Below are 21,392 nucleotides of genomic sequence, written 5' to 3' on the forward strand. Positions count from 1 at the left end.
GATCTCGATGCCCGCATCAACGAGGTGCGCAACAACGCCCAGCAGCGGCTTACCGACACATCCTACTGGACCAACCTCAACACCTTTCTCGACAAAGGCAGCAAGATCCTCTTCTTCCATGGCGTCAGCGATCCCTGGTTCTCGGCTTGGGATACGTGGGATTACTGGCTGCGCGCATCCGAAACCAATGGCGAGGCATGGGACAAGGCGAGCCGCTTTTACATGGTGCCGGGCATGGCCCATTGCGGCGGCGGCAATGCCTTCGACCAGTTCGATCTGCTCGGCGCCGTGGTGGACTGGGTCGAGCAAGGCAAGGTGCCGGAAGGCGTGACTGCGAGCCGGCGCGATGGATCGGCCAGTCGTCCGCTCTGCCCGTTCCCGGGATATGCGCGCTATACCGGCGGCGATGCCACGAAGGCCAGCAGCTTCACCTGCACCCAACCTGACGTGGAGGAAAAGCCATGAGCCGCGGCCTCGGTGCAGTCGCGCTGATATCCGCGTTGGCGCTCCCGGCTCATGCCGCCGACGCTGACCCCAGCAAGCCCAGCCTGGAGTTCGCCTTTGAAGAGGTGGTCACGCTCTCGCCGGCCATGCCGGCCGGGAAGACGCCCTATGGCGAGCGCCTGATCATTCCGATCACCGGCGGGACGTTTGAAGGGCCGGGCATCAAGGGCACAATCATTCCCGGCGGATGGGACTGGCAGTTGCGGCGCAGCGATGGCTGCACGGACATCAAGGCCGATTACATGATCCGTACCGATGATGGCGTGATCATCAACGTGGTCAACAAGGGCACGTTGTGCGGGCCGGACAAGGACGGCAAGCCTCGGCCCGGTCGCACCCACCCGGTGTTCGAGGCACCGCTCGGCAAATATGAGTGGCTGGGGCAGAGCGCGTTTCTCGGCACGCTGGAGCCGGTGATGGCGGGCGGCAAGGTGAGCGCCGTCCGCATCCGCTTCTACCGGGCGATGTAAGCGGGCGCCTTCTGGGCGGTCAGATGCCGTAGACGTCCAGCATCGTCGGCACCCGGTCGTTCAGCAGGCGGATGACCTTGCGAGAGATTTTCCACGCGCCGTCCTCGTGTCGCAGCTCATGCTCGTAACGCCCGAAATAGGCGTGCGAGCGATTGCTGCGCACATCGTGCACATTCACGATAAAGGTCGAATTCACGCGCGCCAGCCCCTCGCCCGCCGGCTCGGCGATGACATTGCCGATCATGTGCGACACGCGCGGCATGACCGCAGACGCCACCGAAAAGCCCGAGCGGATGCGCTGGATCCGGTCCGCCAGGTTGCGGCGACCGCGATAGTAGATCAGCGAGAGTTCAGCCTCAGGGTCTTCGGTCTGCGTGCCGTCGTCGCGCCAGGCGGGCATCCAGAACACGCAATCCTTGGTGAACAGCTCAAGCCAGGCCTCGAGATCGAGACGGTCGAGCAGCAGCGCCTCGCGATAAAGCAGTTGCGCGGCGTCGGCGTGGCTCAGCTGGCTCATGCGATCACCTCCGCCATGCGCTGCGCCCAGGCGCGATAGTAGCTCGCGAACAGGCTCTCGTCGCACAGCTGCGCGTCCGCGACGACGTTGCGCGCGGGCTTGAGGTCGATCATGTCGGCGTACATGTTCCCGCCCTCCTTCGAGGCGGTCAGGCCGCGGGCATGGCCTTGCAGCCAGGGACGGTCCTGCTCGGCCATGCCCAGCTGGGCTTCCTCATAGCAGACGGTGTCGTCCGGTGTCGCCATGCCGGTCGGATTGAAGAAATCCTCATACTGCCGGATGCGGAATGTCCGCGCCTGCGCACTCTCGCCGCGCGGCGCGATGCACCAGGTCTGCATCTCGGTGAGGCCCGCAGCCAAGGGCCGAATGACCCGCATCTGGCTCGACGCATTCTCCGCGATCTGCAGATTGGGGAAGATCGTGAGGTTGCGCATGTTGAACATCCAGTTGCGCTTGGCCTCGCCATGATCGCGGGCGAGCTGTTCGGCCCGCTCAAACTCCGGAATGGCCGAGGAGACGGGCATGATGCCCCAGTTGAGCACATGGCCATGATCGAAGCTCATCGTGCCGCCGCTGGTGCCGCTGGCTTCCTCCTGCCAGAAGTCGGAGGCACCCAGCGAGGACTGCACGACATCCTCCGCCTGCTCCTTGGCGCGCTGATCAAGAATGCGGATGTAGCTCGGATGGGTCGAGGTGAAGTGATACTGGTCCGAGCAGTTTTCGAGCTGCATCTTCCAGTTCGCAGCATAAGTGAAGGTGACGCGGCCGGGGACCAGCTCGACCCCTTCCGGGCTCTTGTCTACTACCAGATCCAGCAATTTGCGGGCCTCGCCAAGATGCTCGTCCAGGCTGGGCACATCGGCATTCAGGCTGGCGAACAGGAAGCCGCGATACTCCCCGAACTTTGCAACGGGTGCCAGATCGTGGTTCTCATCGTCGAACCCGGCGCCATAGCAGCCGCTCTTCTGCCACTTGATGTTCTTGTTCGCGCCGGCGCTGTCGAACGTCCAGCTGTGATAGGGGCAAACGTGCCGGCGCGCATTGCCACACAGCTTCTGGATGAGGCGCACGCCCTTGTGTGGACACGCATTGACGAAACAGTGCAGCACCCCTTCGCCATCACGACTGACAATGATCGGTACTCTACCGATGAAGCCGGTGAAATAATCGTGGGGATTCTCAGCTTGTGTGGCGAGCCCGATGAACACCCATCCGCCTTCGAAGATGTGCTTCATCTCCAGATCGAACAGATCGGGGTCGCGGAACAGGGCGCGGTTGACGCGGAACACGCCGTCTTCCGGGCGGTCGTCGATCAGGTCGCGAAGCGCAAAGCCGGTCATCGTTCACTCATCTCCCAAGGGTCATGCTGGTCGCGCGACAAGATCCCTGGAGGACCATCGCGCGCATCATACGAAATCACTTAACATGATAAGCATATCGTCGCAAGCGCAAGCGGGAACGCGCGTGGTCAATCCTCATCGATTGCTGCGCACAATGCGCGCAACTCAGCGGCTAGCCCCTCAAGGCGGGTCGCGCCGAACCGGGTGGAATAGACCCGCATCATCGCCGCCACATGAGCGGAAATCGCTGTCACGATCTGCGCGCCTGCCGGCGAGAGCGCGATGGTGGAGCGCCTGCGATCATCGGGATCGGCCGTGCGCACGATCAGCACACGCGCTTCCAGTTCGCGCAAGATGCGCGTCACGCTCGGCGCATGGAGCAGCGCGACTTCCGCCAGGTCCGTCGCATCGGTGGTCCCCCGGTCGTTGATCACCCGCAGCACGCGCCACTGCGGCTCGGTGATGTCGAAGTCGCGCAACTTGGTGCGCATCGGGGCGATCACCGCTTCCTTGGCGCTCAACAGGATCGCAGCCAGCGATTGCTCGAATGGCGGGAGTTTCTCGTCTTCGACCATCTTTGCCCCTTGCGCGCACTGCCTGCCCCGCCCGCCGCGTCGTTCCACGGCCGGCACTCGCGCAAAACTCATCGCTATTCACTGAGCCGTCGTCCAGCCCATAAAAAACGGGGCCGCCTTTCGGCAGCCCCGCTCTTGAACTCTTGAGACCGATCAGGCCTTCTTGGTGCGCCAGCTGTCGGCATAGCCGGTGCGGGCCACGGCCGAGTAAGGCACCGGTGCGACGATCGCCTTGATCTCGGTCTGCTCGTGCGGCTCGACGGTCGGCTTGGAGGTGCCGCCATTCGGCTCGCCCCACAGCAGGGAGACTTCCGTGCCGGGCTTGGCGTACTTCGGGTCGATCATGGCGAGCGTGAGCATCTTGCCCTCGTTCGACGAGTAACCCACCCAGGTGGAGACGCCGATGTGCTTGCCGTCGACCATCACCGAGTCATAGGGGTGCATCGAGTAGACTGCGCTCGGGAACTCGAAATACTTCGCGCGGCCGGACTCGGCGAAGTAGCTGCTCATCACGCGCAGCATGTCCTCGTCGTCGAGCGCCAGCGTCACCTTTTCCAGGTGCGGCTCGTTCGCCATCTTCTCAAGGGCTTCCTTGCCGATGAAGTCATGGTCGAACTTGACGATGATGCCATAGCCGACATCCCACGGCGTCAGGCCGTAGCCTTCGAGCGTCTCGGGCACGAACGAACCGCCCGTGGAGCACTTGGCACCATAGCTGTTCTCGCCGGCCCACTTGCGGAAGTCCGCAGAGCCTTCGCCGAACAGATAGCCCGGGAACGGGGACGGGATCCAACCCGACTCCAGCGTGTTCGAGGAATAAGCGCGACCGCCGACGAGGGCGAGGTCGTGCTTCTTGCCGGCAGCGACGAGCGCGCTGTGCACCGCTTCGTAATCGGCCCAGGGACCATAAAGCTCATAGCCCGGCTGACCGGCCATGCCGTGACGCAGGGCGCCAACAGTCTTGCCGGCGATCTGGACGTCCGCCATGTTGAAGAACTTGAGGTCCGGCGCAGCCTGGCCCATCGCGTCCGTCAGGATCGCCATGGCGTTGGGGCCCTGCAGCTGGAAGCGATAGTGGCGACGCTTGCCGTCCGTGCGCAGCGCGGTGCGCTCGTCGCGAGTCAGCGTGACGTTCCACTTGCCGGTGGAGGCGTGGAACTCGGCCCACTCGATGGCCGGCGCGCGGCCGACGAGATTGAACTGGTTCTCGGCGAGATAGAACAGGATCACGTCGCCAATGACATAACCCTCAGGCGTCACCGGGACCCACTGCTTGGCCTTGCCGGGCTTGAAGTTCTTGAAGCTGTTGATGCCGAGATAGTTGAGGAACTCGAAAGCGTCGGGGCCTTCGACCATCAGCTCGACCATGTGGTAGCTCTGGTTGAACAGCACGGCCGTCTTGGCCCATGCGCGCTGCTCGTTGCGCCAGTTCGAATATTCCGCGGGCACGCCCGGATAGACGTTCGGACCGGTCTGCTGGTTGCGCAGGAAGTCGACGGCATTGCCGGCGCCATCCAGCACGTCTTGAAGATTCTTCGCCATGATACTCTCCTTCGGACTGAAGTTGGAAACGCAGTTATAATTGGTCAGGGGTTCGCGGTGGCCGCAGCTTCTTGCTGCGCGACCCGGTCGAGCCAGGTGCGCAACAGGGCGGACATCGCATCGGGCTGTTCGACCGGGAGCATATGCCCTGAATCCGGGATCACAGCATAGGTCGCGCCAGCAATTACTGCAGCAATCCGCTCATGCTGCACCGGCGGTGCCCAGGCGTCGTGCGCGCCGGTTGCGACCAAGGCAGGGCAATGAATTTGCGGCAACAGGCTCTCGACTTCCGGGCGTGCCAGCAAAGCGCGGATCTGCCGCTCGAACATGTCGATGCCGGCATCGCTGCACATCTGCCAGAGCATTTCCATCAGCTGCGGCTTGAGCCGGTTGCGCTCCCACACCATCGGCGGGAGCCAGGAATCGATCAGGGCGTCCATGCCCTCTTCCACACCGCGATTGAGCAGCGCGAAGCGCCCGTCCGCTTCATTGGGCTTGGGCAGATGAACGCCGGTACTGATGAGGCCGATTCCGGCAAGCCGCTCGGGCACTTTGCGGAAGATTTCGAGCGCGACCCGGCCGCCCATCGAATGGCCGATGACTGCAAAGCGCGCAGGGGCGGATTCGATCACCTGATCGGCCATGGCGGTGAGGCTGTCCGCCTCGCCATATCCATCCACGGCTGTGACTGGCATGATCTGCCCCAAGGCGGCGACCTGCGGCGCCCAGATGCGCGCATCGCAGATGAGGCCCGGCAACAATAAGACCGGCACAGCCAGAGAGGGCGAGTCGTTCATCGCTTCCAATCGTTCATATATACGAAAACTTCATCTACCCGAAAACGCCCCGCAAGGCCAGACCAATTCGAAGTTCAGACTGCAATTTTGCTGCACGTCAGGAATGCACAGGCACCCAATGCAAGCAACCCTCCCACGCCGGGCGCGGGAGGGTCTACTATAAGGCGGTGTCCTTGCGGGACGAATGGACCTGCTGGTGTCAGTCGACCAGCATCAGCGCGTCGAGTGCGACCACGCCCTGGCCCTTGGGATAGACGACCACCGGATTGAGATCGAGCTCCTGAATGCGCGGCTCGCCGCGCAGCAGGCGACCGATCCCGCCGATCAGATCGGCCACCGCGTCAACGTCCAGTGCGGGCGCACCGCGATAGCCATTGAGCAACGCAGCCTGCTTGAGCTTGCCCAGCTCCACCACGATGGCCGCCTTGGTCATGTCCGGCGAGAGCAGGCGCACGTCCTGCAAGATTTCCGCCGTCACGCCGCCGAAACCGGCAAGGATCACCGGACCCCATTGCGGATCGTTCTTGGCGCCGACGATCAGCTCCATGCCACGCGCGCCCATCGCCTCGATCAGCACGCCGTCGAGAATGATGGATGCGTCATAGCGCTTCACATCCGCGAACATCTTGTCCCACGCCGCGCGGATCGCATCGGCCCCGACCAGATTAAGCGCCACGCCGCCGGCATCGCTCTTGTGGCTGAGCGCGGCGGCCTGCGCCTTCATGACCACCGGCCCGCCAATGGCGTCCGCCGCGGCAATCGCCTCTTCGACCGTCGCGGCAAACTGACCCTTGGGGAAGGGAATGCCGAGCGGCGCGAGCAAGGCCTTGGCCTTATATTCCGGCACGACACCCTTCTCGCTGGCGAGCGCAGGCACGCTTGCCGGCGCCGCGTCCGTCTTGGTCGCATCGCGCTGACCGGCGGCCGAGAGCCGCTTGATGGCCCGCAAAGCCCGCTCTGTCGTCGGGAAATAGGGAATGCCCTCGGCGCGAAGCTGCTCGATCCAGTCGGCCGGCACGTGCGCGCCCTCATCCACGCCACCGAAGATCACCGGCTTGGTCGCCTTGAGCTCACGAACTGCCTTGAGGAACGGCGGCAGCTTGATGCCGATCGTCGCCGGATTGGTCTGGATGATCCCGGCGAAGATGGTGCCGACGCGATCATCCTCGAAGAGCGCCGCGAGGGTGCGGTAATACATGTCGGGATCGACAAGGCCCTGCGCGGTCAGATCGAGCGGATTGCTGACCGGGACGAACTCCGGCAGGGCCGCGCGCAAGGCAGGCGCATTGCTATCATCAAGGGTCGGCAGCGCCAGCTCCAGCTCTTCGGCGAGGTCCAGCGTCAGCGCCTTGAGCGCACCGGATTCGCCAAGCACGGCGGTACCGCCACTCGGCAGCGCCGGGCAACGCGCCGCGATCTCGGTGATGTCGCCCAGCTCTTCCAGCGTCTCGGCGACGACGACCCCTGCCCGCTCCACCTTGGCGCGCATCAGCTTGTAATCGCCAGCCATAGCGCCGGTGTGCGTGGCGGCGGATTCGCGCGCCGCGCTGCTCTTGCCGGGGTGCAGCAAGGCAACGAGCTTGCCGGCGGCGCGGGCCTTGTCCATCAGCGCCAGGAAGCGGGCGGGATCGCGGAACTGCTCGACGATCATCGCAATGATGCGCGTCTTCTCGTCGGCGATCATGAACTCGACATAATCCTCGACACCGCTGCCAGCTTCATTGCCGGTGGAGACCGAGTAAGTGAGGTCGAGCGTGCGGCTCTCCAGCATCACCGCGAGCACGGCCGCCATGGCGCCGCTCTGCGAGACGATGCCGACGCCACCGGGGCTCGGGGCCTTGATGTCGGTATCGATGAAGGTGAGCGGAATGCGGTCCAGATAGTTCACCGAACCCAGGCAATTCGGCCCCTCGACCACGATGCCGGCCTCGCGCGCAATGCGCCCGATTTCCTGCTGGTCGGCCATGCCCTGCTCGCCGCCCTCGGCGAAGCCTGCCGCAAAGATGATGGCGGCGCCGGCCTTGCGCGCAGCAAGCTGGCGCATCGTATCGAGCACGGCGACGCGGGGAATGGCGAGGATCGCGCAGTCCACGCCCTCGGGCAGCGCCTCGACGCTGGGCACCGCAGGGCGACCGCTGATCGTTTCACGCTTGGGATTGACGAGATGGATGTCACCGGAAAAGTCGTTCCGAACGAGATTGGCCAGAACGCTGGCACCGAGCGAACCCGGCGTCTCGGATGCCCCGACGATCGCAATGGACTGCGGACGCAGCAACCGATTGATGTCACGCGTTCCCGCCTGCGGGCGCTCTCCGGCCTCAACCGTCATAACTCTACTCTCCTTCGCGAAACCAGCTCGTGGCAATCAGACCTTTCGCCCCGGAGGCGGATGCAGCCGGGGCGAAGGATAACACACAGGAAAGGGCGGCCCTGCGTGGGCCACCCTTCCGACAACTCAGACGTCGGTCTTGGTCTTGTCGTAGTGACCCAGGCCCGGCTTGAAGGTCTTGTCGTCGAGGAACTGCTTCATCGCGACATGGCGGCCATCCGACTTGTCGAACCAGTTGAGGCCTTCCTGCAGGCGGATCAGATAGTCCTCTGCATTGTCGTAGGTCATTTCCTTGACCCGGCGGACGGCGTCCTTGGTGTACTTCACCGTGGCCCAGTTCTTGGCGATCAGCGTCTCGGCGACCTGCTTCACGCGGGCCTTGAGCTGGTCGACCGGCATCGACTCGTTGACGAGATTGTAACGGGCCGCTTCCTGACCGGAGAGGTTCTCCCCCATCATGGCGTGATACATGGCGACGCGCATCGGCATCAGGTCCACGGCCACCTTGGTGGCGCCACCGCCGGGGAGGATGCCCCAGTTGACTTCCGACAGGCCGAACTGCGCTTCGTCAGCGGCAAAAGCGAGATCGCAGGCGAACAGCGGGCCATAAGCGCCGCCGAAGCACCAGCCATGCACCATGGCGATGGTCGGCTTCTGGAACCAGCGCAGACGCTCCCACCAAGTATAGGCCTCACGCTGTGCCTTGCGCGTGCCGGCCAGGCCCTGCGCCTCAGTCTCGCGGAAATATTCCTTGAGGTCCATGCCGGCGCACCAGGCGGGACCTTCGCCACCCAGAACCACGACACCGACATCGTCACGGAATTCGAGATCCGTCAGAACCTTGAGCATCTGGCGGTTGAGCTTGGGGCTCTGCGCGTTCCGCTTGGCGGGGCGATTATAATAGACCCATGCGATATTATTCTCGATCTCGACCCGAACGGTATCCTCTTCCCGCTCGACGGACGTATTTTCCTCAGCCATTTGATTTCCCTTCAAGGCAATTTATGCTATGCGCCATAGCATTATCGACCATGGCTCACAAGGGGCTGGCGACTGGTTTTCATCCGGGGGCATGATGGCAAGGGACCAGAGGCAGGGACGCGACAAGGCGCTGGATTCACCGGCTGAACCCCCGGTCGCCAATACGCTCGCCAGCCCGCTCGACGGGACGCTCGGTTATCGACTGCGCCGCGCCTCCATGGCGATGATGGGCGATGTCATCGCGGCACTGCGCGCCATTGACCTGAGCGTCGGCGAGGCGTCGTTGCTGATTCTCGTCGGCCATAATCCGGGTTGCCGGCAGAGCGATGTCGGGCGGGCGCTGGCGATCAAGCGCGCCAACTTGACGCCACTCATCGGCCGACTCAAAGCTCGCGACCTCATCAGCGATGCGCCCATTGACGGGCGATCGCTGAGCCTGACGCTCACGCCGCAGGGAGAAGCCCTGCAGCGCGAGGCGATGAAGCGGGTGAAGGCGAGCAATCGCAAGTTCCAGAAACGCCTGACCATCGAGGAGAAGGCGCTGCTTGCCGCGCTGGAAGCGTTAGGCTGAGCGGGGTCATGGCCCTTCCCCTCCCGGGCGTCAACCTATCGCGGCGTCGCCCTTCACCGTCACCGGAATGCGCAGATAGCGCACGCCATTGGCCTCCGCCTTCGGGAAGCGCCCAGCGCGGATGTTGACCTGGATAGAGGGCAGCAACAGGCGCGGCGCGGACAATCCGGCATCCCGCTTGGTGCGCATCGCCACAAAGTCATCCTCGCTGACATCATCGCGCACATGCACGCTGGTTTTCCGCTGCTGGCCGACGGTGGTCTCCCAGCGATAATCATCCCGCCCCGGCGCCTTGTAATCATGGCACATGAACAGGCGGGTCTCGTCCGGCAGGCTGAGCAGGCGGCGAATCGACCGGTAGAGAGTGCGTGCGTCCCCGCCGGGGAAGTCGGCCCGCGCGGTGCCATAATCCGGCATGAACAGCGTATCGCCGACGAACACGGCATCGCCGATACGGTAGGCGATGTCCGCCGGGGTGTGACCCGGAAGATGCAGCACCTCGACCTCCAGCGACCCGATCGAGAACCGCTCGCCATCGGCGAACAGGCAATCGAAATCCGAGCCGTCGGTCTGCAAATCGTCCAGCGCGAAGACCGGGCGGAAGATCTTTTGAACGTCCCGGATGTGCTCGCCAATGCCGATCTTCGCGCCCGTCTTCGCTTTGAAGAAGGGCGCGGCGGAAAGATGATCGGCATGGGCGTGGGTTTCCAGCACCATGGCAATCGACCAGTTCTGCGCCTGGGCGCGGGCAAGAATGCGCTCGGCTGAGCCGGTGTCGACCTCGCCACTGGCCGGATCGAAATCCAGCACTGGATCAATCACCGCCGCGATGTGCGTCTGCGGATCGACCACCAGATAGCTCACCGTGTTGGTGGGCTCGTCAAAAAATGCCTCAATGATTGGTTGGGTCATAAGTGCCTCCATTCGATGCTTGACAATATAGAAGCACCTTCTACATTAGCAATATCTAATTTAGAGGACACTTATGTTAAAAGCTGCCATGGATCTCGACACGTTCGAGGCGCGCGCCGGAGAGGTTGCGCAGGTGCTGAAGGAGTTGAGCAACGGGCGCCGCCTGATGCTGCTGTGCAAGCTCGTCGAACATGGCGAGCGCATGGTGGGCGATCTGGCGGACGATGTCGGCCTCTCTCAATCGGCCCTCTCGCAACATCTCGCCCGGCTCCGCGAGGAAGGCCTCGTGACCTCCCGCCGCGAGAGCCAGACCATCTGGTACAGGATTGCCGATCCCCGGATCGAGACCCTGCTTGCCACGCTCTATCAACTCTATTGCACAGGGGAATGACCCCATGACGATCCAGACACTCTCCCCCGCCGACGCCAAGCGCCTCATTGAGGGTGGCGCCAAGCTCATCGATATCCGCGCGGCGGACGAACATGCCCGCGAGCGCATTCCGGGGGCCGTCAACGTGCCGCTGGAGCGCATCGACACGGTCGACGCCGGCAACAATGCCATCGTGTTTCACTGCCGCTCGGGCATGCGGACACAGGCCAATGCCGACCGTCTGGCCGCAGCCAGTGATGCCCCCTGCTTCATTCTGGAAGGCGGCATCGACGCCTGGCGCAAGGCCGGGCTGGATGTGCGTGTCGACAGCGGGCAGCCGCTGGAGATCATGCGGCAGGTGCAACTGACTGCCGGCGGGCTGGTGCTCATCGGCGTGCTGCTCGGCTTCCTCGTCGCGCCGGGGTTCTTCGGCCTTTCCGCCTTTGTCGGCGCGGGCCTGATGTTCGCGGGGGCGACAGGCTGGTGCGGCATGGCGACGCTGCTCCAGCGCATGCCCTGGAACCGTCGCAAGGTGGCCTGACCCCATGACGATCGCGCAGATCCTCCTCGCGCTCCTCTCGGGCGGCATTATCGGCATCGTACTCGGAATGGTGGGCGGCGGCGGATCGATCCTCGCCGTGCCGCTGCTCGTCTATGTCGTCGGTGTTGGATCAACGCATGCCGCGATTGCGACGGCAGCCGTAGCGGTTGCGGCCAATGCGGCGACAGGGCTTGCGGGGCATGCGCGGGCCGGGCGAGTCAAATGGCCCTGCGCGCTGGTGTTTTCGGCGTCGGGCGTCGTGGCGGCAGCGCTGGGGGCGGAGATCGGCAAGGCGGTGGACGGCCGGCGGCTGCTCGCGCTGTTCGGCCTGTTGATGATCGGCGTCGGTATCGCGATGTTGCGCAGGCGCAAGGGCGCTGACGATCCCGACGTGCGCCTTACCCGCCAATCCGCCGGGCGGCTGCTGCCGCGGCTGATCCCCATGGGCGCCGGCGTGGGTCTGGCGGCGGGGTTCTTCGGGATTGGTGGCGGGTTTCTGATCGTCCCGGCGCTCATCGCGGCGACGGCGATGCCCTTCGCCACGGCCATCGGTACCTCGCTGGTGGTGGTGACGGCATTGGGGCTGACCACGGCGACATCCTATGCGCTGTCCGGCTATGTCGACTGGCCGCTGACGGCGCTGCTGATCGCCGGCGGTGCCGCGGGATCGGTACTGGGGATGCGCGCGGGGGCGGCGCTTGCTGCGCACAAAAAGCTGCTCGAGCAGGGCTTTGCGATGCTGGTGATCGGCGTCGGCGGCTATGTAGTCTGGACCGCCCTCTAACCCCATCCGTCGGCGCCGGGCCGTGCGGGTCATCATGCTTGCGATGGGGAGAAATGGCGCGCCCGGAACGATTCGAACGTCCGACCCTCAGATTCGTAGTCTGATGCTCTATCCAGCTGAGCTACGGGCGCTTGCCAATCTCACGGTGCCGGTTGGCCGCCGTGGGAGAGGCGCAGATAGTCGGGGGCGCCGTCCGTGGCAACCCCCTTTTTTGCATTCTTTTTGTCCTTTCAACCGCGCGCGGCGAGCGCCGCCTGTGCGGCCGCCAGACGGGCAATCGGCACCCGGTAGGGCGAAGCGCTGACATAATCGAGGCCCGCCTTTTCGCAGAAGGCGATTGAGGCCGGATCGCCGCCATGCTCGCCGCAAATGCCAAGCTTGATGGCCGGGCGCGTCGCCCTGCCCCGCTCCACGGCGATCTCGATCAGCTCACCCACGCCTTCGACATCGAGGCTCACGAACGGGTCGCGCGCGAAGATGCCCTTGTCGACATATTGGGTAAGGAACCGCCCGGCGTCGTCCCGGCTGATGCCGATGGTCGTCTGCGTCAGATCGTTGGTGCCGAAGGAGAAGAACTCGCCGGCCTCGGCAATCTCGCCGGCCTTGAGCGCGGCGCGCGGCAGTTCAATCATGGTGCCGACCAGATACTCGACCGAGGCACCGCGCTCGGCGAACACGGCCTTGGCGGTCTTGTCGACGATATCCTTCATCAGCTCCAGCTCGCGCTTGGTGGCGACGAGGGGAATCATGACCTCGGGGATCGGCGCGTCACCGCTGGCCTTGGCGACATCCAGCGCGGCCTCGAAGATGGCGCGGGCCTGCATCTCGTAGATCTCGGGATAGGTGACGCCCAGACGACAGCCGCGATGGCCGAGCATCGGGTTGAACTCGTGCAGTTCGGCCGCGCGACGCTTGAGCAGATCGACGCTCACTCCGGCAGCCTCGGCCACGTCGGCGAAATCGACATCCTCATGCGGCAGGAACTCGTGCAGCGGCGGATCGAGCAGGCGAATCGTGACCGGCAGGCCGGCCATCTCGGTGAAAATCTCCGTGAAGTCGGCGCGCTGCTCGGGGAGCAGCTTGGCCAGCGCCTCGCGACGGCCCGCCTCGGTCTCGGCGAGGATCATCTGACGCACGGCGGTGATCCGCGCCGCATCGAAGAACATGTGCTCGGTGCGGCACAGGCCCACGCCCTCCGCGCCGAACTCGCGTGCGGTGCGGCAATCCAGCGGCGTCTCGGCGTTCGCCCGCACCTTGAGGCGGCGGACCTGATCGGCCCATTCCATCAGCGTGCCGAAGTCGCCGGCCAGCTCGGGCTGCACGGTCGGTACTTCGCCGGCCATCACTTCGCCGGTCGCGCCGTCGATGGTGATGATCTCCCGCTCCTTGAGCAGACGGTCACCGATCCGCATCAGCTTGCCGGCGGTATCGATGGAGATGCTACCTGCGCCGGAGACGCAAGGCCGCCCCATGCCGCGCGCCACCACGGCGGCGTGGCTGGTCATGCCACCGCGCGCGGTGAGAATGCCCTTGGCGGCGTGCATGCCGTGAATATCCTCGGGGCTGGTCTCGATGCGCACGAGGATCACCGCCTCGCCCAGCTCATTGAGCCGTTCGGCCGTCTCGGCATCGAACACCACCTGACCGGAGGCCGCGCCGGGCGAGGCTGGCAGGCCCTTGGTGAGCACATCGCGCGGCGCCTGCGGGTCGAGCGTCGGGTGCAGCAGCTGGTCGAGCGCGGCGGCATCGACGCGCGCCACGGCTTCCTCATTGCTGATCAGGCCTTCATGGGCCATGTCCACCGCGATCTTGAGCGCGGCCTTGGCGGTGCGCTTGCCCGAGCGGGTCTGCAGCATCCACAGCTTGCCCTGCTGCACGGTGAACTCGATATCCTGCATGTCGCGATAATGCGTCTCGAGGATCTGGAAGACCTTGGCCAGCTCGGCATAGGTTTCCGGCATGGATTCCTCCATGCTGAGCGGCTTGGCCCCGGCCCGCTCACGCGCGGCCTTGGTCAGATATTGCGGCGTGCGGATGCCGGCGACGACATCCTCGCCCTGCGCATTGATGAGGTATTCGCCATAATAAGCGTTCTCGCCGGTCGCGGGATCGCGGGTGAAGGCGACACCGGTGGCGGACGTCTCGCCCATATTGCCGAACACCATGGCCTGCACGTTGACGGCCGTGCCCCAATCGCCCGGAATATTGTTGAGGCGGCGATAGACCTTGGCGCGATCCGCCTGCCAGCTGCCGAACACGGCGCCGACGGCACCCCAGAGCTGCTCATGCACATCCTGCGGGAACGGCTTGCCCCAGAGCTGCTGGACCAGCGCCTTATATTCAGCGACCAGCGCCTGCCAGTCCTCGGCGCTCAGCTCGGTATCTAGGAAGGCGCCCTTGTCTTCCTTGGCGATCTCCAGCGCTTCCTCGAACTTGCCGTGATCGAGGCCGAGCACCACATCCGAATACATCTGGATGAAGCGGCGGTAGCTGTCCCACGCGAAGCGCGCGTCGCCCGAGACGGCGGCGAGGCCTTCAACGGTATCGTCGTTGAGGCCGAGGTTGAGCACCGTGTCCATCATGCCCGGCATCGAAACGCGGGCGCCGGAGCGGACGGAGACCAGCAGCGGATCGGCCTTGTCGCCGAAGCGCTTTCCGGTCACGCCCTCGATATGCGCGATTCCGCCGGCGACTTCCGCATTCAGGCTCTCGGGATAGGTCTCGCCATCCTCATAATAGCGCGTGCACATCTCGGTGGTGATGGTGAAGCCCGGCGGCACCGGCAGGCCGATGGCGGCCATGCCATCCAGATTGGCGCCCTTGCCGCCAAGCAGGTTCTTGTCGCCCTTGCCGCCATCATCGATGCCGCCACCGAAACGGTACACATATTTCGTCATTCAGACACTCCACCTGCATTGGAATGCGCGCGCAAGCAGCCGTTATGATCTCGCTGCCGACGCGCGATTATTGCTCGCGAACCTAACCTTCGATTTTCGAGAAGTCGGCAACTTTGTGCACCGCAGCGCGAATACGGGTCAACAGACTTAACCGTGATTGGCGCTTGACCGGATCGGCATCGTTCACCGTCACCGTCTCGAAGAACGCGTCGATCGGCGCGCGAAGCGTGGCCAGCGCGGCCATGGCGGTCTCGAAATCCTCCGCCTCGATCGCGGCCTGCGCGCGGGGCTCTGCCTCGTCGAGCGCACTCACCAGTGCCGCCTCGGCGGCCTCCAGCGCGTAGCCGGGTTCAGCCGCGAACTGCGCCTCATGCGCGCGCATGGCGTCGGCCATCTCCGGATCGGTCAGCGCTTCGCCGGGGTCTTCTTCACCAAGCTGGCTCTGGGGCTTGCCACCCTCGGGCTGCTCCTTCTTGAGGATATTGGCGGCACGCTTATAACCAGCGAGGAGGTTCTTGCCGTCCTCAGTGCTGATAAAGGATTGCAGCGCATGGACGCGGGCGAGCAGGCGAACGAGATCATCCTCGCCGCCAAGCGCGAACACGGCGTCGATGAGGTCGTGGCGGACGCCGGCCTCGCGCTGCTGAACCTTAAGGCGGTCGACTATGAAGCCAATTATCTCGCTGGCAAGCTCTTCAAGCTTTGCCTCACTAGCCATGCTGGCCGAGCGGCTTTCAACGCCGTCACCAAACCCTTGTCCATAAATGCGCTCAAAGATCGGGAATGAGTCTGTCGATGGCGACAGAATGGGTTGGTTCTTGATCACCTCCAGCAACGAGAAGCGTAGTTCGCCTCTGAAAGCAAGAGACCCTATAGCGAGGCTTGCCCGGCGAAGGGCGAACGGATCTTTAGAACCTGTCGGCCGCTCTTCAATCCCGAAGAAGCCAGCAAGCGTATCCAGCTTATCCGCGAGCGACACCGCCACCGTCACCGGCGCAGTCGGAACCTCATCCCCCTGCCCGACCGGTTTGTAATGATCGCGGATGGCATCGGCGACCGCATCCGGCAAACCTTCGGCGCGGGCGTAATAGCCGCCCATCAGCCCCTGCAGCTCGGGGAATTCGCCGACCATTTCGGTGACGAGATCGGCCTTGCAGAGATAGGCGGCCTGTTCGGCGAGGTCGGCAAGTTGCGCTTTGCTGTGCTCCTGCGAAGGCAGGAGCCCAGGGCCAGCTTGGGCGACATCGCCTTGGCTTCCTGCCTTCGCAGGAACACGGGGTTGGTTATCGCCGCCGACAATGCCTTCTTCCACCAGCCAGCGGGCGAGCTTCGCCACGCGGTCCACCTTGTCCGCGACGGTGCCCAGCTTCTCATGGAAGGTGATGCGCGAGAGCTTGCGCGCATGGTCTTCCAGCTTCGTCTTCTTGTCGTGCTCCCAGAAGAAGCGGGCATCGGAAAGACGTGCGGCGAGCACCTTGCCATTGCCCTCGACAATTGCGGTGCCACCATCGCTGGCCTCGATATTCGCCGTGCAGATGAAGGCATTGGCCAGCTTGCCAGCACCATCCCGCAGCACAAAATATTTCTGGTTGATGCGCAGCGTGAGCTGGATGACCTCAGGCGGCACCTCCAGAAACGCGGCATCGAAGCGGCCGAGCAGCGGCACCGGCCATTCGGTCAGCCCGGCATTCTCGGCGACGAGGCCGGCATCGGGGATCAGTTCCAGACCGGCCTGCGTCGCCAGCTCATTGGCGCGCCGGTCGATGATCGCCTTGCGCTCCTCCTGATCGACGATGACATAGGCCGCACGCAATTGCTGGGCATAGGTTGCCGCGCTCTCGATGCTGATCTCGCCGCTGGAATGGAAGCGGTGGCCGCGCGTCGTCCGCCCGGTCGCAATCCCTTCAATGGCGAAGGGCACCACCTCATTGCCGAGCAGCGCGATGATGCCCTGCAGCGGACGGACCCAGCGCAGGCTCTCGGTGGAGAGGCTGGCATCGCCCCAGCGCATCGACTTGGGCCAGGGGAAGGCGCGCACCACCTGCGGGATCGCCTCGGCCAGCACATCGGCTGTCGCGCGGCCGGGCTTCTCGACCGTGGCGAACCACACGCCGTCGCGATCCTCAAGCTGGTCCTGCGTCAGGCCGGTCTTGCGCAGGAAGCCCTCCAGCGCCTGCGGCGGGGCCGAGGTGCGCGGGCCTTTGAATTCCTCGCTGACGGCTTGCGTCGAAAGCGGCAGCGCGCGCGCGATCAGGGCGAGGCGGCGCGGCGTCACATGGACGGTCAGCCCCTCGGGCTTGAGGCCGGCCTGCGCCAGCGCTTCGCTGAATAGCCGGGCGAAATCCTCGCTGGCCTTGGCCTGCATGCGCGCCGGGATTTCCTCGCACCGCAGCTCGAGAAGGAAGTCAGCGCTCATTGATGCTCTCCGTTCGTGACGGGCGAAGTCGAGAAACCCTCGCGTAGCCCGAAACGGTTCTCGACTTCGCTCGAACCGAACGGAGTTGTGGTCTGCATGATCATTCCGCCCACCCATTATGCGTCATCCAGGCCTCGCAGCTTCCCTTGGCGAGATCGCGCACGCGGCCCATGTAGCTGGCGCGCTCCTGCACGCTGATCACGCCGCGCGCCTGCAGCAGGTTGAAGACATGGCTCGCCTCAATGGCCTGCTCATAGGCCGCGAGCGGCACGCCGGCCGCGATGCTCGCCTTGCACTCTTCCTCGCAATCCTTGAACCAGCGGAACAGCTTGTCCGTATCCGCCACCTCGAAGTTCCACTTGGAGAGCTGGCGCTCATTTTCCAGGAACACGTCACCATAAGTGACGGTGGGCCGGTCCCCCACGGCCTCGTTGAACACAAGGTCGTACACGCTGTCGACGCCCTGGATATACATGGCGAGGCGCTCAAGCCCGTAGGTGAGCTCGCCCGCCACCGGCTTGCAGTCGAAGCCGCCCATCTGCTGGAAATAGGTGAACTGCGTCACCTCCATGCCATCGCACCAGACTTCCCAGCCCAGCCCCCAGGCGCCGAGCGTCGGGCTCTCCCAATCGTCCTCGACGAAGCGGATGTCATGCAGCAGCGGATCGATGCCGATGGCCTTGAGCGAGCCGAGATACAGATCCTGCAGATCCGGCGGGCTCGGCTTCATGATCACCTGATATTGGTAATAATGCTGCAGCCGGTTGGGGTTCTCGCCATAGCGGCCGTCCGTCGGCCGGCGCGAGGGCTGCACATAGGCGCAGTTCCACGGGTTCGGCCCCAGGCTGCGCAGCGTGGTCGCGGGGTGGAAGGTGCCCGCCCCAACCCGCATGTCAAAGGGCTGGAGGATCACGCACCCCTGCGCTGCCCAATAGTCATGCAGCGTCAGGATGAGTTGCTGAAAGCTCAGCGGTTTGGAGGCCTTATCCTGCATGGTTCAACCGTTTCACGTCTAAGCTTGAGCGGCTTTGCGCCGCCTGTTCGGAACGGGCGCGCTTTGGCCCATGGGGCTAACGCGGTCAAGCCGCGCGGTGGCGCCGAGCCGGGCGGGGTTGCGTCCGCGCGTCAACTTGCCCAATGCAGGCGGTGATTTGAGGAGCGCGTGCATGAACTGGAAAACATTGATCCTCGGTTGGGCGCTGCTGCTGCCCCCGGCACTCACCGGCCCCGCGCTCGCCCAGCAGCCCAAGGCGCCGGCGACACCGGCTGCCGCTGCGGAGGCGCCCACCGTTCACGCGCGGCCGGCCCTGTGGGTGGTGCGGGACAGGGACACGACGATCTACCTCTTCGGCACCATCCATCTGCTCAAGCCCGGCATCAGCTGGTTCGAGGGACCGGTGCGCAAGGCGTTCGACAAGGCGGATACCGTCGTGCTGGAGGTCACCGATCAGGATCAGGGCGCCACGCGGGAGGCAATCATGCAGCGCGCGGTGGCCCCGGGCCTGCCGCTCTCCAACAAGCTCGATGAGGCGACCCGCACCGCTTATTTCGCCGCGCTGGAGAAATATGGCGTCTCGACCCTGCTGTTCGACCATGTGAAGCCCTGGTTCGCGGCCACGACCCTGACCGTGCTGCCCCTGGATGCCCTCGGCTATTCGCCGGAAAGCGGCGTCGACAAGGCGGTGAAGGCTGCGGCGATCAGCGCGGGCAAGGCTTTGGTGGGGCTGGAGACCTCCAGCGAGCAGATCGGCTTTTTCGACCAGATGCCCGAGGGCGTGCAACTGACGCTGCTCAAGGAGACGCTGGCGGAGCTGCCGACCCTGGCCGAAACCATCGACGGCATGGTCGCCGCGTGGAGCGCTGGCGACGAAGAGCGGCTCGCGGCGCTGATGAACGAGACGACCGAGAGCAGCGAAGAGATCGAGCGCATCCTGCTCACCGACCGCAATGCCCGCTGGGCCGAGTGGATCGCCGCGCGGATGAAGCAGCCCGGCACGGTCTTCATGGCAGTGGGAGCGGGTCATCTGGCGGGGGACAGGAGCGTACAGGCGATGCTCGAAAAGCACGGGCTGTCGGCCAAGCGGGTGAAATGGCCGCGGTGATGGGTGGGGTAGCATAAGCGCTGATCGATGAGCGGGCCGCACCCAGACTTGAACAAGCGCCGCTTTGCGCCGCTGCTGCTGCTCGCGCTGGCCTCGCTGGCCGCCCTTCTGTGGCTGGGCTGGCGGATCGGCGCGCCGACGCAGCCCGATCCTGCGACGGTCACGGCCCGCCCGGCGCTGTGGCAGGCCAGCAAAGGCGAGGCGCGGCTCTGGCTGTTCGGGACTATCCACGCCGTGCCGCGCGGCGAGGCCTGGCTCTCGCCGGCCATCGCCAAGGCGGCGGACGAAAGCGACCGCTTGTATCTTGAGGTCACCGGGCTTGAAGGCGAGCGCAAAAGCCGGGCGGTGTTCGAGCGGCTGGGGCGGCGCTCTGGCCTGCCGCCTATCGCCGCGCGCCTCTCTCCGGAGGATGCCGAGCGCTATCGGGCGCTGCAGGGGAACCATGGCGCCGCGCTCGATCAGCTGGACGGCTATGAGAGCTGGGCCGCCGCCCTGCTCCTCAACGCTGCGGCTGCCTCCGGACTCTCGCTCACCGCCGCAGAGGCGGGCGAAGCGGTGCTGGAGCAACGCTTCAACAAGGCCTCGCGGCCGGTTCTCGGGCTGGAGACCATCGACCAGCAGTTGGGCCTGTTCGACAGGATGCCGGAGAGCGAGCAACGGCTACTGCTCAGCCAGTCCCTCACGGATGCGGCGCAGGCCCCTGCCCTCTACCGCAGCCTGTTCACCGCCTGGGCGAGCGGCGACGTGGCCCGGCTGGAGCGCGAGTTCATCGCCCCGTTCGCGCGCGCGCCGGCTCTGCGCGCAAGGCTGATCGACGGGCGCAATGAGCGCTGGGCGCGGCATCTCGATGCGGCCATGACGGCCCAACCCGGCACCGCTTTCGTCGCGGTCGGCGCCGGGCATCTGGTCGGCGATGCCAGCCTGCAGGCCCGCCTTGCCGCGCGCGGATGGCGGATCGGCCGCGTGCAATGAACGCGCGTTCGGTCGCTTCGCTTGCTTTCCCCGCAATTTGCCGCTAAGCGCCCCGGCTTCCGTCATGGTCATCCCTGGAGGCGTGACGGAGATTCTAGCACTAAGCTTCTGGAGACACGCACATGAGCGATACGCTTACGCTGTCGGCCGAGGCACGCGATCGGGCAGGCAAGGGAGCCTCCCGCGCTCTCCGCCGTGAGGGCCGCGTTCCCGCCGTCATTTATGGCAATAATGAAGAGCCGCAGTCGATTCACGTTGAGGAAAAGCTTCTCAACAAGCTGCTCGGCACGGGCCATTTCTTCAATTCGGTCGTCATGGTCGAAGTGGGCGGCAAGAAGGTCCGCACGCTCCCCAAGGACGTGGCGTTCCATCCGGTGACGGATCGTCCGCTCCATGCCGACTTCCTGCGTGTTTCCGAACACGCCCAGGTGCATGTGAATGTGCCCGTGGTGTTCGAGAACGAAGAGGCCGCTCCCGGTCTCAAGCGCGGTGGCGTGCTCAACGTCGTCCGTCACGAGCTGGAAATGATCGTGGATGCCGCCGAGATTCCGGACAGCATCACGGTTGACCTCACCGGCTTCGATGTGGGCGATTCGATCCACATCAGCGCGGTGAAGCTGCCCAAGGGCGCCGAGCCGGCGATCACCGATCGCGATTTCACCATTGCCACCATCGTTGCTCCGTCCGCGCTCAAGTCGAGCGAAGGCGACACGACGAAGGACGGCGAAGAGGCCGGCGAGGCGTAAGCCTCTCCGCGCGGGGGGAGCGCATC

Annotated in this window: 20 protein-coding genes and 1 tRNA gene; 9 read left to right on the forward strand and 12 right to left on the reverse strand. The window is 64.8% G+C overall.

Annotated elements, in window-relative coordinates:
* Positions 1-24: 24 nt before the first annotated feature.
* Together M2343_RS16715 and M2343_RS04975 are read left to right on the forward strand one after the other, a co-directional pair.
* Positions 25-465, forward strand: coding sequence for a tannase/feruloyl esterase family alpha/beta hydrolase (locus M2343_RS16715; RefSeq protein WP_413716039.1), 441 nt, complete (start codon positions 25-27; stop codon positions 463-465).
* Complete coding sequence (locus M2343_RS04975; RefSeq protein ID WP_264575814.1) at positions 462-974, forward strand: DUF3237 domain-containing protein; 513 nt, start codon at positions 462-464, stop codon at positions 972-974. Before M2343_RS16715 ends, M2343_RS04975 begins: the two co-directional genes overlap by 4 nt.
* 19 nt (positions 975-993) lie before the next feature.
* On the opposite strand, the gene M2343_RS04980 is transcribed toward M2343_RS04975, so the two are convergent.
* The 7 genes from M2343_RS04980 to M2343_RS05010 form a co-directional block, all read right to left on the reverse strand.
* Positions 994-1,491, reverse strand: a complete 498-nt coding sequence (locus M2343_RS04980; RefSeq protein ID WP_264575815.1) for an aromatic-ring-hydroxylating dioxygenase subunit beta — start codon at positions 1,489-1,491, stop codon at positions 994-996.
* Positions 1,488-2,831 (reverse strand): aromatic ring-hydroxylating oxygenase subunit alpha, encoded by a 1,344-nt coding sequence (locus tag M2343_RS04985; RefSeq protein ID WP_264575816.1) that lies wholly within the window; start codon positions 2,829-2,831, stop codon positions 1,488-1,490. Before M2343_RS04985 ends, M2343_RS04980 begins: the two co-directional genes overlap by 4 nt.
* A 128-nt stretch (positions 2,832-2,959) precedes the next feature.
* The gene (locus M2343_RS04990; protein WP_264575817.1) at positions 2,960-3,406 is read right to left on the reverse strand and encodes a MarR family winged helix-turn-helix transcriptional regulator; all 447 of its coding nucleotides are present in this window, start codon (positions 3,404-3,406) and stop codon (positions 2,960-2,962) included.
* 153 nt (positions 3,407-3,559) lie between these two features.
* Positions 3,560-4,948, reverse strand: a complete 1,389-nt coding sequence (gene desA, locus M2343_RS04995; protein WP_264575818.1) for a syringate O-demethylase — start codon at positions 4,946-4,948, stop codon at positions 3,560-3,562.
* Positions 4,949-4,992: 44 nt separating this feature from the next.
* Entirely contained in the window at positions 4,993-5,745 is a 753-nt protein-coding gene (locus tag M2343_RS05000) for an alpha/beta fold hydrolase (RefSeq protein ID WP_264575819.1), read from the reverse strand.
* Between the two features lie 199 nt (positions 5,746-5,944).
* Positions 5,945-8,074: an acetate--CoA ligase family protein gene (locus M2343_RS05005; protein ID WP_264575820.1), complete on the reverse strand. Its 2,130-nt coding sequence runs from the start codon at positions 8,072-8,074 to the stop codon at positions 5,945-5,947.
* 126 nt (positions 8,075-8,200) lie between these two features.
* On the reverse strand, positions 8,201-9,055 hold the full coding sequence (locus M2343_RS05010) for a p-hydroxycinnamoyl CoA hydratase/lyase (protein ID WP_264570257.1): 855 nt from the start codon (positions 9,053-9,055) through the stop codon (positions 8,201-8,203).
* Between the two features lie 28 nt (positions 9,056-9,083).
* Between M2343_RS05010 and M2343_RS05015 the strand changes: the two genes are divergently transcribed.
* Positions 9,084-9,626 carry a MarR family winged helix-turn-helix transcriptional regulator gene (locus M2343_RS05015; RefSeq protein WP_181559614.1) on the forward strand — a complete coding sequence of 181 codons (543 nt, stop codon included), beginning with the start codon at positions 9,084-9,086 and terminating at the stop codon, positions 9,624-9,626.
* 30 nt (positions 9,627-9,656) lie between these two features.
* Here M2343_RS05015 and M2343_RS05020 read toward each other — a convergent pair whose 3' ends face one another.
* Positions 9,657-10,538 carry an MBL fold metallo-hydrolase gene (locus M2343_RS05020; RefSeq protein WP_264575821.1) on the reverse strand — a complete coding sequence of 294 codons (882 nt, stop codon included), beginning with the start codon at positions 10,536-10,538 and terminating at the stop codon, positions 9,657-9,659.
* A 73-nt stretch (positions 10,539-10,611) separates the two neighbouring features.
* Between M2343_RS05020 and M2343_RS05025 the strand changes: the two genes are divergently transcribed.
* Genes M2343_RS05025 through M2343_RS05035 form a run of 3 tightly spaced genes read left to right on the forward strand, consistent with a single transcriptional unit; the run spans position 10,612 to position 12,233 of the window.
* Positions 10,612-10,929, forward strand: coding sequence for an ArsR/SmtB family transcription factor (locus M2343_RS05025; RefSeq protein WP_264575822.1), 318 nt, complete (start codon positions 10,612-10,614; stop codon positions 10,927-10,929).
* 4 nt (positions 10,930-10,933) lie between these two features.
* Positions 10,934-11,449, forward strand: coding sequence for a rhodanese family protein (locus M2343_RS05030; RefSeq protein WP_264575823.1), 516 nt, complete (start codon positions 10,934-10,936; stop codon positions 11,447-11,449).
* A gap of 4 nt (positions 11,450-11,453) precedes the next feature.
* Complete coding sequence (locus M2343_RS05035; RefSeq protein WP_264575824.1) at positions 11,454-12,233, forward strand: sulfite exporter TauE/SafE family protein; 780 nt, start codon at positions 11,454-11,456, stop codon at positions 12,231-12,233.
* 54 nt (positions 12,234-12,287) lie between these two features.
* Here the strand turns inward: M2343_RS05035 and M2343_RS05040 are convergent.
* From M2343_RS05040 to M2343_RS05055, 4 genes are all read right to left on the reverse strand, one after another.
* Positions 12,288-12,364, reverse strand: a tRNA-Arg gene (locus M2343_RS05040).
* A 99-nt stretch (positions 12,365-12,463) separates the two neighbouring features.
* Positions 12,464-15,130, reverse strand: a complete 2,667-nt coding sequence (gene ppdK, locus M2343_RS05045) for a pyruvate, phosphate dikinase (protein WP_264575825.1) — start codon at positions 15,128-15,130, stop codon at positions 12,464-12,466.
* 82 nt (positions 15,131-15,212) lie between these two features.
* Positions 15,213-17,546 carry a glycine--tRNA ligase subunit beta gene (gene glyS / locus M2343_RS05050; RefSeq protein ID WP_264575826.1) on the reverse strand — a complete coding sequence of 778 codons (2,334 nt, stop codon included), beginning with the start codon at positions 17,544-17,546 and terminating at the stop codon, positions 15,213-15,215.
* A 100-nt stretch (positions 17,547-17,646) separates the two neighbouring features.
* Positions 17,647-18,540, reverse strand: coding sequence for a glycine--tRNA ligase subunit alpha (locus M2343_RS05055; protein ID WP_264575827.1), 894 nt, complete (start codon positions 18,538-18,540; stop codon positions 17,647-17,649).
* Between the two features lie 172 nt (positions 18,541-18,712).
* Between M2343_RS05055 and M2343_RS05060 the strand changes: the two genes are divergently transcribed.
* From M2343_RS05060 to M2343_RS05070, 3 genes are all read left to right on the forward strand, one after another.
* A complete protein-coding gene (locus M2343_RS05060; protein WP_264575828.1) occupies positions 18,713-19,648 on the forward strand; it encodes a TraB/GumN family protein in 936 nt (311 codons plus the stop codon).
* A 27-nt stretch (positions 19,649-19,675) separates the two neighbouring features.
* On the forward strand, positions 19,676-20,620 hold the full coding sequence (locus M2343_RS05065) for a TraB/GumN family protein (protein WP_264575829.1): 945 nt from the start codon (positions 19,676-19,678) through the stop codon (positions 20,618-20,620).
* Positions 20,621-20,742: 122 nt separating this feature from the next.
* Positions 20,743-21,366 carry a 50S ribosomal protein L25/general stress protein Ctc gene (locus M2343_RS05070; RefSeq protein ID WP_264570246.1) on the forward strand — a complete coding sequence of 208 codons (624 nt, stop codon included), beginning with the start codon at positions 20,743-20,745 and terminating at the stop codon, positions 21,364-21,366.
* The last annotated feature ends 26 nt before the right edge of the window (positions 21,367-21,392 follow it).

The organism is Sphingobium sp. B8D3B (assembly GCF_025961875.1).
Taxonomy (GTDB): Bacteria; Pseudomonadota; Alphaproteobacteria; order Sphingomonadales; family Sphingomonadaceae; genus Sphingobium.